Source organism: Vibrio orientalis CIP 102891 = ATCC 33934 (assembly GCF_000176235.1).
In the GTDB taxonomy this organism is placed as follows: Bacteria; Pseudomonadota; Gammaproteobacteria; order Enterobacterales; family Vibrionaceae; genus Vibrio; species Vibrio orientalis.
Genome location: NZ_ACZV01000005.1, coordinates 1,340,594 through 1,355,557, shown reverse-complemented (window position 1 = coordinate 1,355,557; position 14,964 = coordinate 1,340,594). Strand labels below are relative to the sequence as shown.

Annotated in this window: 11 protein-coding genes; 8 read left to right on the top strand and 3 right to left on the bottom strand. The window is 45.1% G+C overall.

Annotation, left to right across the window (positions count from 1 at the left end; genetic code table 11):
• Nucleotides 1-105 precede the first annotated feature (105 nt).
• Nucleotides 106-1,188, top strand: a complete 1,083-nt coding sequence (gene serC / locus VIA_RS16860) for a 3-phosphoserine/phosphohydroxythreonine transaminase (protein WP_004414413.1) — start codon at nt 106-108, stop codon at nt 1,186-1,188.
• Between the two features lie 56 nt (nt 1,189-1,244).
• Here the strand turns inward: serC and VIA_RS16855 are convergent, their stop codons facing one another.
• Complete coding sequence (locus tag VIA_RS16855; RefSeq protein WP_004417440.1) at nt 1,245-3,554, bottom strand: YgiQ family radical SAM protein; 2,310 nt, start codon at nt 3,552-3,554, stop codon at nt 1,245-1,247.
• Nucleotides 3,555-3,781: 227 nt separating this feature from the next.
• On the opposite strand from VIA_RS16855, the gene VIA_RS16850 reads away from it, so the two are divergent.
• From VIA_RS16850 to VIA_RS16835, 4 genes are all read left to right on the top strand, one after another.
• The gene (locus VIA_RS16850; RefSeq protein ID WP_071816353.1) at nt 3,782-6,220 is read left to right on the top strand and encodes a bifunctional diguanylate cyclase/phosphodiesterase; all 2,439 of its coding nucleotides are present in this window, start codon (nt 3,782-3,784) and stop codon (nt 6,218-6,220) included.
• Nucleotides 6,221-6,274: 54 nt separating this feature from the next.
• The gene (locus tag VIA_RS16845; protein WP_004414410.1) at nt 6,275-8,749 is read left to right on the top strand and encodes an EAL domain-containing protein; all 2,475 of its coding nucleotides are present in this window, start codon (nt 6,275-6,277) and stop codon (nt 8,747-8,749) included.
• Between the two features lie 55 nt (nt 8,750-8,804).
• Nucleotides 8,805-9,485 (top strand): hypothetical protein, encoded by a 681-nt coding sequence (locus VIA_RS16840; RefSeq protein ID WP_004414409.1) that lies wholly within the window; start codon nt 8,805-8,807, stop codon nt 9,483-9,485.
• Nucleotides 9,486-9,571: 86 nt separating this feature from the next.
• Nucleotides 9,572-9,772: a DUF4250 domain-containing protein gene (locus tag VIA_RS16835; protein WP_004414408.1), complete on the top strand. Its 201-nt coding sequence runs from the start codon at nt 9,572-9,574 to the stop codon at nt 9,770-9,772.
• Nucleotides 9,773-9,809: 37 nt separating this feature from the next.
• Here VIA_RS16835 and metR read toward each other — a convergent pair whose 3' ends face one another.
• Nucleotides 9,810-10,721, bottom strand: a complete 912-nt coding sequence (gene metR / locus VIA_RS16830) for an HTH-type transcriptional regulator MetR (RefSeq protein WP_004417447.1) — start codon at nt 10,719-10,721, stop codon at nt 9,810-9,812.
• Between the two features lie 276 nt (nt 10,722-10,997).
• Here metR and metE point away from each other — a divergent pair, with 276 nt between their 5' ends.
• Nucleotides 10,998-13,289: a 5-methyltetrahydropteroyltriglutamate--homocysteine S-methyltransferase gene (gene metE / locus VIA_RS16825; protein WP_004414406.1), complete on the top strand. Its 2,292-nt coding sequence runs from the start codon at nt 10,998-11,000 to the stop codon at nt 13,287-13,289.
• A 91-nt stretch (nt 13,290-13,380) separates the two neighbouring features.
• On the opposite strand, the gene ohr is transcribed toward metE, so the two are convergent.
• On the bottom strand, nt 13,381-13,803 hold the full coding sequence (gene ohr, locus VIA_RS16820) for an organic hydroperoxide reductase Ohr (RefSeq protein ID WP_004414405.1): 423 nt from the start codon (nt 13,801-13,803) through the stop codon (nt 13,381-13,383).
• Between the two features lie 124 nt (nt 13,804-13,927).
• Here ohr and ohrR point away from each other — a divergent pair, with 124 nt between their 5' ends.
• Complete coding sequence (gene ohrR, locus VIA_RS16815; RefSeq protein WP_004414404.1) at nt 13,928-14,386, top strand: transcriptional regulator OhrR; 459 nt, start codon at nt 13,928-13,930, stop codon at nt 14,384-14,386.
• Nucleotides 14,387-14,404: 18 nt separating this feature from the next.
• Nucleotides 14,405-14,962, top strand: coding sequence for a GNAT family N-acetyltransferase (locus tag VIA_RS16810; RefSeq protein ID WP_004414403.1), 558 nt, complete (start codon nt 14,405-14,407; stop codon nt 14,960-14,962).
• The last annotated feature ends 2 nt before the right edge of the window (nt 14,963-14,964 follow it).

Here is a 14,964-nt window from a genome sequence, read left to right as displayed (position 1 = left end):
TAAAGTGAAAAGAGGTCTTAAGACCTCTTTTCTTGCTTTTTATCAGTGCTAAAACATGGTATTAATCGAGTAATTAGTTATTGAATCATCTGCAAGGAAAGACAAATGGGCAATGTGTTTAACTTTAGTGCGGGTCCGGCGGGCCTACCTAAAGCTGTGATGGAAAAGGCGCAAAAGGAATTGGTTGACTGGAACAACCTAGGCACTTCTGTCATGGAGATTAGCCACCGTAGTAAAGAGTTTATTCAGGTGGCGGAAGAAGCAGAGCAAGACCTGCGTGACTTACTCAATATCCCTGACAACTACAAAGTACTATTTTGCCAGGGTGGTGCGCGAGCTCAGTTTGCTGCGGTTCCTCTAAATCTTTTGGGGGCAGCGAAGAAAGCGACTTATGTTGACGCGGGTTATTGGGCAGAAAGTGCGATTGATGAAGCAAGCAAATATTGCCAAGTTGATACCTTTGTAGCCAAAACAGAGATTGATGGCAAAGCAGCGGTTATCAATGCGTCAGATTGGAAAATTGACCCAGAAGCGGCATATGTTCATTTCTGTCCAAATGAAACCATTGACGGTATCGAAATTTCAGAACTGCCACAGACTGACAAACCAATCGTAGCGGACATGTCGTCTAACATTTTGTCTCGCGAGATTGATGTTGCTAAATATGGCGTTATCTATGCAGGTGCGCAAAAGAACATTGGCCCAGCAGGCATTTGCATTGCGATTGTTCGTGATGACTTACTCGAACTGGCTAACGAATTGCTTCCTAGCTTTATGAGTTACAAAGTTCTGGCTGAGAAAGATTCGATGTTTAATACACCACCAACGTTTGCTTGGTATCTTTCTGGCCTAGTCTTTAAGTGGCTGAAAGAGCAAGGTGGCGTGGCCGCGATGGAAAGCGTCAATAAGCAGAAAGCAGAGCTGCTTTATCAGCAGATTGATAACTCAGATTTCTATGTTAATAACGTTCACGCGCAAAACCGCTCGCGTATGAATGTACCATTCCAATTGGCTAAACCTGAGTTAGACGCAGTGTTCCTTGAGCAGGCAGCTGAGCGTGGTTTGGTTTCTCTAAAGGGTCACCGTGCCGTTGGAGGTATGCGCGCATCCATCTACAATGCAATGCCGTTGGAAGGCGTACAGGCTCTAGTCGAGTTTATGCAAGAATTTGAAACTGCTAACGCTTAACGTCTCTCGTGTTATCAACGTAAAGGCCTAGCTCTTGAGCTAGGCCTTTATTTTTATTAGCGGCGTTTTGGTTTGCGTCCTGCTGGTGGCTTATTATTGCCTTGGCTTGAAGGTTTACCATTACGGGATGTATTAGGTTTACTCGCCGGCTTACCATTACCATTGCCATTGCGGTTACCTTGGGTTTTGTTGCCACCTTGAGCGCTTGGTTTTCCCTTACCATTGCCGCGTTGTTCACCATTCATCTTCTCGAATCCTGGTTGACTCTTAGTATGTTTGGTCGCAAAACGTTGCGAGCCGTGACGGCCGGACTTTCTGCGTTGGGCTGGTGTTTTCGCGTCGATATCTTCAGCAGGAACAAGACAGTTTGGCTTATCGCCAATTAAATGCTTTTTACCCATGCTGATCAGAGATTCCCGAATGATTGCCCAGTTATCGGGATCATGGTAGCGCAGTAAGGCTTTATGCAATCGACGTTGGCGCTCACCTTTAGCCACGGGTACTTCTTCACGCTTCTTGTACTTCACACGCTTAAGCGGGTTAGTTTCGGAGTAGTACATTGACGTCGCATTACACATCGGTGACGGGTAGAAGTTTTGTACCTGATCACATTCGAAGTTGTTCTTCTTCAACCAAAGCGCCAAGTTGAGCATATCCTCATCTTCGGTACCTGGGTGCGCCGAGATAAAGTATGGAATTAAGTATTGCTTCTTACCGGCTTCAGCACTGTACTTTTCAAACATCTCTTTGAAACGATCGTAAGTGCCCATGCCTGGTTTCATCATCAGATCCAGAGGACCTTTTTCTGTATGCTCAGGGGCAATTTTAAGGTAACCACCAACATGGTGCGTCACAAGCTCGCGCACGTACTCAGGTGATTCAATCGCTAAGTCATAACGTACACCAGAAGCAATCATTACTTTCTTAACGCCTTCCACTTTACGCGCTTCACGGTAAAGGTCGATGGTGTGTTGGTGATCAGTATTGAGTTTATTACAGATCCCCGGGAACACACACGATGGGCGACGACAGTTTGCTTCTGCTTTAGGATCGCTACAGCCTAAACGGTACATGTTAGCCGTTGGACCACCAAGGTCTGAAATGGTGCCAGTAAAGCCAGGTACCTTATCACGGATTTCTTCTAACTCGCTCAAGATAGATTCTTTCGAGCGGTTTTGAATAATACGACCTTCGTGTTCGGTAATCGAACAGAATGAGCAACCACCAAAACAGCCACGCATGATGTTCACTGATGTTTTGATCATGTCATAAGCAGGGATTTTCGCCTTGCCATACATAGGGTGCGGCACACGGGCATACGCGAAACCAAATACATGGTCCATCTCTTCCGTCGATAGTGGAATAGGCGCTTGGTTTACCCAAAGTTCACGATCGCCGTGACGTTGTATCAGCGCACGACCAGAATACGGGTTGGTTTCAAGGTGCATAATCCGACTAGCATGAGCATATAAAATTCGGTCGTTATTGAGTTTTTCAAACGGCGGAATTCGCACAGCGGTTGTTGCTGCATCATGGCGAGAAGGACGAATAGTAATGGGTTTAGCTTCAGGCTCTTCTGTTTTCGCCTTGGTGTCACATTGCTCTTCAACCGCATATGGGTTTTGAGGAACAAAGGCTTCTTTACGCGGCTTTTCGATGCGTGAAGAGTCAATGACGTTGTAGCCTTCTGGCGCTGCAGCTAAGTTTACTGCGGTACCACGAATATTGGTGATAGTTGAAATATCTTCGCCATCAGCAAGACGGTGCGCAACCTCAACCAATGCACGCTCGGCATTACCGAACAGGAGAATGTCCGCTTTTGCATCAAAAAGTACAGAGCGACGAACTTTATCAGACCAGTAGTCGTAATGAGCTAGTCGACGCAAACTTGCCTCGATGCCACCTAATACGAGTGGAACACCTTTGTAGGCCTCGCGGCAACGCTGAGAGTATACAAGTGTCGCGCGATCAGGTCGTTTGCCACCTTCGTTATTCGGCGTATAAGCATCGTCATGACGGAGTTTACGATCGGCTGTATAGCGGTTAATCATCGAATCCATGTTGCCCGCAGTAATGCCAAAAAATAGATTTGGTTTACCAAGCTTCATGAACGCATCTTTATTGCTCCACTCTGGCTGGGCAATAATACCGACGCGAAAGCCTTGAGCCTCAAGTAGTCGGCCAATGATCGCCATACCGAAACTTGGGTGATCAACATATGCATCACCAGTAACAATAATAATGTCACAGCTGTCCCATCCTAGGGCATCCATTTCTTTTCGGCTAGTAGGAAGAAATGGTGCAGTGCCAAAGCATTCTGCCCAATATTTTTTGTGCTCATGAATAGGAGTAACGTCGCTGTACATATTTTGCTCTCAGTTTCAAGGAGCGCGAATTATAGCGACTTGGACGGCGACTATCTACCTCAAATATATGTGATCTGATAAGCAGAAAATTCCCTTATTTTGCCTATGGAAATATAGGAGCACTGAAAGTGTTATCTAAGTAAAGCATTACACAGAGAAAATAAGCTAAATTATGAGTCTGAGTGCTTATTTTGTCTGGGGGTATCGTGACGAACGCGATCAATCAAATGTCGAGGTCTCAAGCCGTTCCGGTTACGTGGGATAAATCTAGTGTTTATGATTGGCAAATTGATATCAAAAGCCAGACATTACAATGCGATGAAGAGCTTAAACTCTTATTGTTTGGTGACAAGCACTATGAAGTTGGTGCGGGGATGTTGTTTGAGTTGTTACCTAAATCGCAGCGTGCCCAAATCAAGCAAGCGTTTAAGTCAGTTTTAGAAAGCGATAACTCGCAAAGGGTGAGTTGTTGCTTATTAGCCCCTGACATTCTATTTGCGTATGTTGAGATTAAGATTGATAGGGTAAGTCCGCATGAACTTTCGGGTACCTTGTCCCCAAGCCTAATCATTACGGATAAGCATCAGTTAACTGAAGTCTTTTATTTCCTGTTCGAAAATCACCACCATGGAATCCTAGTCGCAGACGAGTTAACCAAGATCTTGGTATGTAACCATCACTACGAAGAACTAACGGGTTACGCTAGTAATGAAATTACAGGGCTGAAAACCAGCATTTTTAATGCAGAAAAACACAGTGATGCTTATTACGAACACCTATGGGGGCAACTAAAGCAACAAGGCCACTGGAGTGGGACTATTCTAACTCGCCGAGCTGATGGCACTGTCTTCCCTCAGGATCTCACTATTCAAAAGATCCAATCGACCAATCGCGCGCCTTTTTTTATCGGCCTTTCCGCAGATCTTTCCGGAAAGTTAGAAAGAATCGATGATATCGAAAGTGGTGGTATCGACTTACTTACTCAATTGCCAAATCGTGAGGGCTTTTTGGCGCTGTTGACGCAAGCATGTAACGATATTCAAAAGGGGCAAGGTTTAGTGGTGGTCGCACTACAGCCAAAGTTGGATTCTACGGCGGAAGTGAAAAGGCAGTTTGCGAGCTATCTAAAAGACAATGCGCATACTCTGTGCTGCGGTTACTTAGGCCATGATTGCTTTGCTTTGTGTTTGCCATTTGAGTATCAACACAATCAGCATGTGGTAGCACAGATCGGTCGCGCAATTACAAAGCTGTTTCATAGTTTTAAGCATGCACAAGCGCCGGTGGCCATGGCTTTAAAGTCTGGAATAACGGGTGTTTCAGTGTTTCAGGCCGATGCGACAACACCGAGCCAGCTTGTTTCTCATGCCTACCAAGCGGTTTTAGAGTTGCACTCAGGGCATGAAAGAAGAGTTAACTTTTATGATCGCCAGATCCACCAGCAGATAGAGCGTAAGAAACGTATTGAAGAGCATGTCATCGATACATTGAGTAAGGGAAACATTGAAGTTTACTTCCAGCCAATTGTTGACTTGAAGATGCAACAGGCAGTGAAGTTTGAGGCTTTATGTCGCTTTCCTGAGCATGAGGAGTTTGTCGCTTCAACCCAAGAGATGATAGAAGCGGTTGAAGATCTAGATAAGGTGGTAGAACTCGATGACCTTGTTTTAGTCAATGCACTGAAGCAGTTTCCAGATTTACAGCAGCGTTTCGGAAATCATGTCTCTTTATCCGTTAACCGTTCACTGAAAACGACCACAGAGTTGAGCGACATTCTAGAGCGAGCAGCAAAAATTCTCGATGTTCAAGGAACGGATCCTGAACTTATCACTTTTGAATTTACCGAGAGCGCTTACTTTGATAGCGATGAAAAGAACAGAGAGATTCTGGCCCTATTGAGAGGTGCTGGCGTTAAGATCGCGGTTGATGATTTTGGCACAGGTAGTGCTTCGTTTCGTTACTTGAAAGAGTGCTACTTCGATACTCTTAAAATTGACCGCACTTTTATTCAAAATATCACGCCTGATTCAAGGCAGTACAACATTGTTAAGGCATTGGTGCATTTGTCCGCTAAGCTCGACTTGGAAGTGATAGCGGAAGGTGTTGAAACCGAACAAGAGTTAGAGGCAATGAGATCTCTTGGCGTCAACTTAATCCAGGGTTATTACTTTTCCAAACCGCTTCCTTTGGAACAGTTACCCACTGAACAAGATTGCTATCGCGTGGCGGAGAAGGAGCAGCCATCATTGGCCGATACTCTCGGTCATATTGTTGAGGTTTCTCATCATATCGATCCGGGAGAGCCACTTTCATTGGTCTATCAATACTTTAATGAAGGTGAACACGATTGTTTTCCGGTGGTTGAACAAAAAGAGTGTGTAGGCTTTATTGACCTACCAAGTATCAACCTGCACCTTACTCCCAATATGGGGACGGATTTAGAGTCAAACAAAGAAAATACTTATTGGTATAAACCAGCGAATAGGATTATGCAGCCAATTTTGAGTATTTTACATTGGCATACTCCTCAGGAGGAAATTGCTCAACTTGTGGCGAATGAGGTGCCTTTCCCTTGGTGCTTAGTTGACGATAAAGGTCAGTTTAAAGGTTTGGTTAGTCAGAAGTCTGCGTTGAAGTGTTTGGTTAATAATATTTATGTTAGTTAGCCACTATTGTTCTAATCTTTAGTAGTAGTTATAGCTAAACTAAAGAGGCAATAAATGGCCCAAGTGCAAGGCTCTAGCACGAGCTCTCCTGAACTGTCGCGATACTCTAGCCATTTGTCTATAGAGTGGCGGTGGGATATTGCAAAGCATCGACTGGATATTGATGAAGCGCGGTGCCGCCAAGTTCTGAATGCCGATTTACCTTCGCTTACTGGCAACGTGCTGCTGCCTTGCATGAGTTACCACGATCAAACCATCCTATTAGACAAGTTGACCAATCTTAAGCCGCAGTCAGGTTTACAACGCTTTAATTGCTGCTTGAGATTGGAAAGTGATCAATGCTGCTATGTTGAAATGAAGTTTCGAACCGATGATGGAAAGCTGGCATTTGGACATCTCACCCCCTTATTTTTCTTCCAAGCTACCGCTCTGAGTATCGGAGCCTTATTTGGTCAGCTGTTCAATAATGCTCATCACGGCGTGCTATTAATTGATGCAGAGCGCAGCATCATCGTCTGCAATGATAATTTTTTGTCTCTGTCTGGTTATGCGAACTCTGAATTAAAAGGGCAGCCTTTTTCGTCACTGCAATCTGATCGGCATAGCGCCAACTTTTACACCAAGATTTGGTGTGAGATTGGGCAATCAGGTCATTGGTCTGGGGTGATGTTACTCGAAAGTGCTCAAGGTCGCGCTTATCCCCAAGATGTAACGATTCAGCGTATCATGCTTGAAGAGGGCATCTTTTATGTCGCAGTGTTGCTAGACCTTTCCAACAATATCTACCGCATCGAAGATGTTGAGCATGGTGGGGTAGAGCTACTGACTCAACTGCCGACTCAAACGCAGTTTATTCGTGCAGTCACCTACCGAAGCCAGCGTGAAGGGAGTGAGAAGGTGACCATGGTGGTTGCCTTTCAACCTCCCTTCGACCACACAGAAGATTTTGAGCTCAAGGCGCTCTTATCGGAACACCTGACCAAAGAACCTCAGGCGGTCGAGGTAGGCTATCTAGGCAGTAACCATTTTGTCGCCTGTGTAGAGTGCAACAAAGTCAAAGGCCCGTCTCAAGTGAGGATGATTCACCAAGCGATACGGCGTTTTTTCTCATCGATTAATCAGCACGTCGGTACTCAGATTTACAATGCAATCATGACCGGCCGAATTGGCGTCTCTGTTTTAGGTCAAGATACGCATGATCCCAAACTGCTGGTGGCTCACTCTGTTCAAGCGATGTTAGAACACAGCGTAACAAGTCGCGGACAAATTACGTTTTATCACGGGGTACTCCATAAACAAGTATTGCGCAGAAAAGAGCTTGAGGAGTGGGCGGAAAAAACCATCAAGACCAAAGATGTCGAGGTGTACTACCAACCGATAGTCGATACAAAAAACTGGGACGTGGTTAAATTTGAAGCACTAAGCCGTTTTAAAGGGCCAAATGGTCAGATGCTCAATACCCAGGAGATGGTCAATATTGCCGAAGATTTAGATTTGGTTTCGGATTTAGACTGGTGTGTGGGGCAGCGAGCGCTGCAAGACCTCAACCATATTCAGGAACGATTTGGCCAACACCTTGGCGTGACGATTAATCGCTCCCTCAATACCAAGTTAGATACTGATGAAGTATTAGCAAGCGCGGATTCTCTGGTTCATAAGTACGCTAAACGTCCGGAAACCGTGACCATTGAATTAACCGAAAGTGCATATTTTGATAGCGAATCACGTCAGTCCTCTTTGATACGAAACATTCGCCGCCGAGGGGTACAGGTCGCGATTGATGACTTCGGTACGGGATACAGCTCATTTTCTTATTTGAGTGATAGTAATTTCGATGTGATAAAAATTGATAAAGAGTTCGTCACTAACCTGATGGAAGGGACCAACAAATATTATATTGTCAAAATGATTACTCAATTGGCTCATACGCTCAATGTTAAAGTCGTGGCGGAAGGTGTAGAGACCCGAAATGAACTTGAAGCGGTCTGCTCGTTAGGGGTGGATTACATTCAAGGCTACTATTTCTCCAAACCGTTACCGCTCCAGGATCTCGAAAAAGCATGGGATTATTGCGAAGATCTTGAGAAGTTCCTTTCTGGAAAAGGTCGTAAACTGAAGTCCAACATATTGGGTATTACTCAGGTTCATCTACCGTGTTTATCGCCTGATGATACGATAGAAAGAGCGCGCTCATTACTCACCTCAGAACAATACAATTTGGAAGTTATTCCCGTTCTCGATCGCAATATGTGCGTCGGCGTGGTGGGGTTAGAAGAAGTGAACCTACATTTATCACCAACGGCGGGGACTAAGTTCGAAACCCGCAATGACATTGTAAATAGCCGAAAAACGTTAAATCAGGTCATGCGGCGAAATATCCATACTTTGACGCTTGAAGAAAACAATGATCAAGTGACGGAAACACTAAAACAAGGGATTAGTCCTCCTTGGCTTGTGGTCAATTCGGTGGGGGAATACCTTGGCGTTGTGACGCACCAAAATATATTGTCTTACTTCACTGATAGCTAAAATTAACCAGTCTGCTATTATCCGCAACCAGTAATAATTTTAGTTTAATGACACCATGATCCAGCAGCTACTAGCCGTGTTTGCGCCAATGTTATTGGGCGCTCAACTCCTTTTGACCCTGATTCTTGTTAAAGGCGATATTTGTCCCGGTCAACGAGGCCGTATTCATAAAATGTTGCCTTCACTAGCGATACTTTGGCTTGCGCTGGCATCACTGCGAATTGAAGCCATGATGGTAGTGTTTGCTATTGCCTATTTTTATTCTCAAGTGCAAACCAAGAAGACACGCGACCAAGGCCCTATGTGGGTAATGTATCTAGCCAATGGTTTAGCACTAGCGTATGTCGGTATTGAAGTTAGCGCACAAACTTCGATTGCGGCGGGTTTAAGTGTTTTGTTCCAAGTGTTTTTGCTTGGTGCTTTGCTTGCGCATTTATTGCTGACCATTGCCCGTACACGTTTGCAGGCATTTCATCGCATTTTGCCTGTAACAGGTGTGGTTGCTGCCATGATGATGTCGCTCGCTATCTTACTTAAAGCGTACGGCTTAGATAGTGATGTGCTAACTTCAGTGACTCAGCCTCTGCTAACCAGTTTTGCGCTGCTGATTACCGCCATTGTGGCCTGGTCTTGGCACTTACTTGCATCGAAAGAGATCAACAAAGGTCAGCTTGCTATCGCACTGGTATTTTTGCTTCTATCAGCAACGTCAAATCAGGCTCTATTTGTTCTGTAATCACTTAAGAGTTTGAAGCTAGCTCACTTCAAGGCGGTGAATTTGCGTCTACTATAGAAAGAGTAGATGTGGAGTAGGAGGACGCCATGGATCTGAGCAATGTGAGCAACTTTGATAGCATCATCTTGTTGGGCATAGTGAACGAAAAGCTGCGCCTAGAATGTGACAGCTTTGAAGAGCTTGTTTCTATGTACGAAATGGATGTAGAAGCCGTAATTGGTAAGTTGGACGTGCTAGGTTACCAATACGATCCATTGACCAATCAGTTCAAATCTTATGAAAGATAGCAAAAAGGAGGCTTAGGCCTCCTTTTTAGTATTTTGATTAAACGGTTTTAATCCCATCAAGGTGACTTTGAGACTGCTGTCTTGCGGTATTAAAGAACGCCTGCAAGTAACGTTTATCTTTGTCTGCATGGCGTGTCGCAGCAAATAGGCGACGCCACAAGCCACTACCCAGTGGAATACTACTGATTAAGCCTTGTCTAGAAAACTCACTGATCGCCCAGTTTGGTAAGGCCGCCACACCTAATCCCGCTGAAACCATCTGAATTAACATCAATGTATTGTCCGCCTGTTTCCATTTAGCTGGCTCAATGCCAACCGGCTGCAAAAAATGCTTAACCACATCTAAGCGATTTTTTTGCACCGGGTAGGAGAGCATGGTTTGATCGGCAAGATCTTCTGGCTCAATGCACTCTTTTTCAGCCAGTGGATGCGAGATAGATGTCACTAGGCGCATTTCAAAATCAAACAGTGGCTCATAATGTACTTCAGACCGGGGTTGAATGTCTGAGGTAATCACCAAGTCGAGTTCACCTGCCATCAGAGCGGGTAGTGGTTCAAAGCCGAAACCAGATGAAAAGTCGAGTGTCACACTCGGCCAGGCGACTTGGTACTCCTTCAGCGCTGGCATCAACCATTGGAAGCAAGAGTGGCACTCGATCGCCATATGCAGTCGGCCATTAACATCCTCTTTGAGACTGGCTATCTCATTTTCTGCTTTGGCTAATCGCGGCAGCACATCATCAGCAAGCTTAAGTAAGATCTCTCCTTCGGAGGTGAACTTAACCGGTCTGGTTTTGCGCAAAAACAGTTGCCCACCAATTCGAGCTTCCAAATCTTTAATTTGGTGAGAGAGGGCAGATTGAGTCAAATGCAAGGTTGTCGCCGTTGCCGTGAGCGATCCTGTGTCTCTGAGTGTGGTGAGTGTTCGTAAGTGCTTTAGCTCTATCATGAATTCCCTTCAGTCAGACTGTTTAAGCATGAATATTATTAACCTAACCTGTTTTTATGGGAGTGTAAACATCTAGACGTCTAAAAATTCAAGGGAGTTTAATTATTAGTTAAGTGGTTGAGAAACGAATCATCATGAAAAATTTTAATAAACAAGTTGAATATTTGTCGATTGTCGTTCGTCCAGTTTAGCGAGATAGTTTAGCCATCCAGACATCCTAGGTGGTGAGCTGACCAGAATAACAGATTTGAACGTGCAGAATTAAGGATGAACACCATGACAACTACGACACACATACTCGGTTACCCACGCATTGGTGAAAAACGAGAGCTGAAATTTACCCTTGAGAAATATTGGCGCGGAGAAATTAGCCAAGCTGAACTAAAATCTGTCGGCAGCGAGCTGCGCATTAAAAACTGGCAGACTCAATCAGACGCGGGTCTAGACTTTGTCGCCGCGGGTGATTTTGCATGGTACGACCATGTTTTAACTACGACGCTGTTACTTGGGCATGTGCCTAAGCGTCACCAAAGCGGCTTCCCAGATCTTGATACCCTGTTTAAGGTTGGTCGCGGTCAATCTCAAGTTAGCTGCGATTGCAGTGGTCATGCCGCATCAGACATGACTAAGTGGTTTAACACTAACTATCACTATATTGTTCCGGAGTTCAGCAAGGACGATAGCTTTGAAGTGAGCTGGCCGCAGCTGTTTGAGGAAGTGAATGAAGCGGTGAAAGCGGGTCATAATGTAAAACCAGTGCTGCTTGGCCCTCTGAGCTATTTGTACCTAGGAAAAGAAGTTGAAGAAGGATTTGACCGACTGTCATTGCTGCCACGTTTGTTGACTGCTTACCAAGCGATTCTGGCGAAACTCGCCAAACAAGGTATTGAATGGGTGCAAATTGATGAGCCAATCCTAGCGCTTGAACTAGATAAACCTTGGCTTGATTCTTTTAAGCTGGCGTATCAGGTGATTCGCAGCGATGTAAAAGTTCTGCTCACCACTTACTTTGATTCAGTGGTCGACTCACTCGATAAAATCGTCGAGCTAGAAGTAGACGGTCTGCACATTGATTTGTCGGCTTCTCCACAGCAACTAGAGCAAGTTGCGGCAAAGTTACCAAGCGACTGGGTGCTTTCAGCCGGTGTTGTGAATGGCCGTAACGTGTGGCGAGCAGATTTAAGCGCGCAACTTGAGCTCCTAAAACCATTGAAAGAGAAACTTGGTGATAAACTTTGGGTGGCTAGTTCGTGTTCACTGCTGCATAGCCCAGTTGATTTAGACCTAGAGCCTGCTTTAAGTGACGAAGTTCAAAGTTGGTTTGCGTTTGCGAAACAAAAAGTGACCGAAGTGGCGTTACTCGGAAAAGCGCTAGATGGCAGCCAAGAAGCGATCCTAGCGTGTGATACCTACAGTGCGCCAATTCAGGCTCGTAAAACGGCAACCCATGTGAATAAGCCTCAGGTGCAAGCCCGCCTAAACAAGATTACAAAATCACTGGCTGAGCGAAGTGCGCCATACGCAGAGCGTGCTGCCCACCAGAATGAAGTGCTTGGTTTACCTCTGTTCCCGACCACGACTATTGGTTCTTTTCCTCAGACGAGTGAAATCCGAGTTCAACGCAGTGCTTATCGCAGCGGTAAACTGTCCGAACAGGAATATCAAACGGCACTAAAAGGTCATATTGCAGACGCGGTAAAACGCCAAGAAGCGCTGGATCTGGATGTCTTAGTACATGGTGAAGCAGAGCGAAATGACATGGTGGAGTACTTTGCGGAAAACTTAGCCGGTTTCCAAACCACCAAGTTTGGTTGGGTGCAAAGCTACGGATCTCGCTGCGTGAAACCAGCCATTGTGGTTGCCGATATTGAACGTGAAAAACCGATTACAGTTGAGTGGTCTACTTACGCACAATCATTAACTTCAAAACAGATGAAAGGCATGCTGACAGGTCCGGTCACGATTCTATGTTGGACATTCCCTCGTGAAGATATCACCCGCAAACAAATCGCTGACCAGCTGGCATTAGCTTTGCGTGATGAAGTGTCAGATTTGCAAGACGCAGGTATCAACATTATTCAAATCGATGAGCCGGCCATACGCGAAGGCCTACCGTTGAAAAAGCGTGACCACAAAGCGTATCTAGAGTGGGCGGTAGATGCATTTAAGATCTCGGCTGCGAGCGCTAAGCCGGAAACACAAATCCATACTCATATGTGTTACTCAGAGTTCAATGAAATCATCGACTCAGTAGCAGCACTGGATGCCGATGTGATTACCATTGAAACATCACGCTCAAACATGGAGCTACTTAAAGCGTTTGAAGAGTTCAATTACCCGAATGAAATTGGCCCAGGTGTGTATGACATTCACTCGCCTAACATCCCAACTAAGGAGTGGATCGAAGGCTTAATCAATAAAGCCGCGGAGAAGATTCCAGCTCAGCGCTTATGGGTAAACCCAGATTGCGGGCTTAAAACTCGAAACTGGCAAGAAACAGAAGCGTCACTAGCAAACATGGTTCTTGCAGCGAAACAGTTACGTAAAGAGTACGCCGAAGAAGCGTAATATATCTGCAAGCATTTAACGCAAAAGCCGACCTTTACTAAGGTCGGCTTTTTATTTTGACTCGCGTGTAGTGAATTAGCTTTATGAGCGCTTAAATTGCTTGACCATTTACAGTCACTGCCACATCAATATTTCCGCGTACGGCGTTTGAGTATGGGCAAACCTGATGAGCAACACGCACTAGCTCTAGCGCTTGTTCTTGAGGTAATTCGATAGCCGCGGCTAGGCTAACCGTTAGCGCAAAACCACCTTGATCGTTAGGGCCGATACCCACTTCAGCAGTAACAGGTGCTTCTTTTAGTGCAACTTTACCTTCACGAGCAACATGTAAAATTGCGTTTGAGAAACATGCAGAATAACCCGCAGCAAATAGCTGCTCAGGGTTTGTTGCTAGACCAGAGCCGCCCATTTCTTTCGGGTAAGACAGCTCAAGATTAAGAAGACCGTCGTTAGTTTTTACGTTGCCATTTCGGCCAGCTAGGGCAGTCGCTTGAGTTTTGTATAGAGTCGTCATGATGTCATCCTTATTAATTTAAGTTGCGCGCAATTTAATTGTTTGCAATATTAGATCGAGAAATGACTTGAATGCAAGTATATTGTGCGCAATTTATTTTTTAATTACTTGTTTGAGGTTGAGTATGGCCAGTTGCGACAGTGATATGATTAGCGCTCAAGAAGAGAGTTTACGGTTAGATAATCAAGTCTGCTTTCCTCTTTATAGTGCCGCAAACGCAGTGATAAGGACATACCGTCCGCTACTTGATGCGATGGATCTGACTTACTCGCAATACCTTGTGATGATGGTATTGTGGGAAAGTGATGGCATTAGCGTCAAAGATATCGGTGCTAGATTGCACCTAGACTCAGGCACTCTGACTCCGTTACTGAAACGACTTGAAGCGAAAGGCTTTGTCAACAGAGGTCGTAGCGAGCAAGATGAGCGGGTGAGGGTATTAAAGCTCACGGATTCTGGTGTTGATCTGAAGAAGGCAGCACTGTCTGTCCCGCAAGCAATGAAATGCAAAATTGAACTGGAAATGGAAGAGCTAATTCTTTTAAAGAAGTTGTGCGAAAAAGTCATCGCGACACTCGATTAATGATTAAGGCAGGGAAGCATGTTAGAAACCGAACGTTTACGATTAAGGCAATGGCAAGATAGCGATGTTGAGCCATACATTCGATTGAATGCTAACCCAGTGGTCATGCGCTACTTTCCATCTGTGATGACTGAAGAGGAAACTATAGCCCAAATTGGCCGTGCTAAAGCTTACATTGATAATAATGGCTGGGGGTTCTGGGCGTTGGAGCTAAAAGAAACAGGCGAGTTTTTAGGCTTTGTCGGTTTGCTTGGGCAAGATGAGCAACGCGAAATCCCTAACACGCCGTTTGTTGAAATCGGCTGGCGTTTAGACGAACAACATTGGGGTAAAGGTTACGCGCCGGAGGCAGCCCAAGCAGCGCTAGATTTTGCGTTCAACCAACTCGACTTACCTGAAGTTTACTCGTTTACCGCGCTGCCTAATCATCCTTCACAGCGGGTGATGGAGAAAATTGGTATGGTGAATACCGAGCAAAATTTTGACCACCCGAAACTAGCCAAAGGGCATGAGTTAGAGCGCCATTGTTTGTATCGAATTACTAAACAACAATGGCGAGAGTCTAACAAGTTATAAAA

Excerpts from the sequence above, each read along its gene's own strand:
- VIA_RS16845 (WP_004414410.1), top strand. The coding sequence starts at position 6,275 with ATGGCCCAAGTGCAAGGCTCTAGCACGAGCTCTCCTGAACTGTCGCGA.
- metE (WP_004414406.1), top strand. The coding sequence starts at position 10,998 with ATGACAACTACGACACACATACTCGGTTACCCACGCATTGGTGAAAAA.
- serC (WP_004414413.1), top strand. The coding sequence starts at position 106 with ATGGGCAATGTGTTTAACTTTAGTGCGGGTCCGGCGGGCCTACCTAAA.
- VIA_RS16840 (WP_004414409.1), top strand. The coding sequence starts at position 8,805 with ATGATCCAGCAGCTACTAGCCGTGTTTGCGCCAATGTTATTGGGCGCT.
- VIA_RS16850 (WP_071816353.1), top strand. The coding sequence starts at position 3,782 with ATGTCGAGGTCTCAAGCCGTTCCGGTTACGTGGGATAAATCTAGTGTT.
- VIA_RS16855 (WP_004417440.1), bottom strand. The coding sequence starts at position 3,554 with ATGTACAGCGACGTTACTCCTATTCATGAGCACAAAAAATATTGGGCA.
- metR (WP_004417447.1), bottom strand. The coding sequence starts at position 10,721 with ATGATAGAGCTAAAGCACTTACGAACACTCACCACACTCAGAGACACA.
- VIA_RS16835 (WP_004414408.1), top strand. The coding sequence starts at position 9,572 with ATGGATCTGAGCAATGTGAGCAACTTTGATAGCATCATCTTGTTGGGC.
- ohrR (WP_004414404.1), top strand. The coding sequence starts at position 13,928 with ATGGCCAGTTGCGACAGTGATATGATTAGCGCTCAAGAAGAGAGTTTA.
- ohr (WP_004414405.1), bottom strand. The coding sequence starts at position 13,803 with ATGACGACTCTATACAAAACTCAAGCGACTGCCCTAGCTGGCCGAAAT.
- VIA_RS16810 (WP_004414403.1), top strand. The coding sequence starts at position 14,405 with ATGTTAGAAACCGAACGTTTACGATTAAGGCAATGGCAAGATAGCGAT.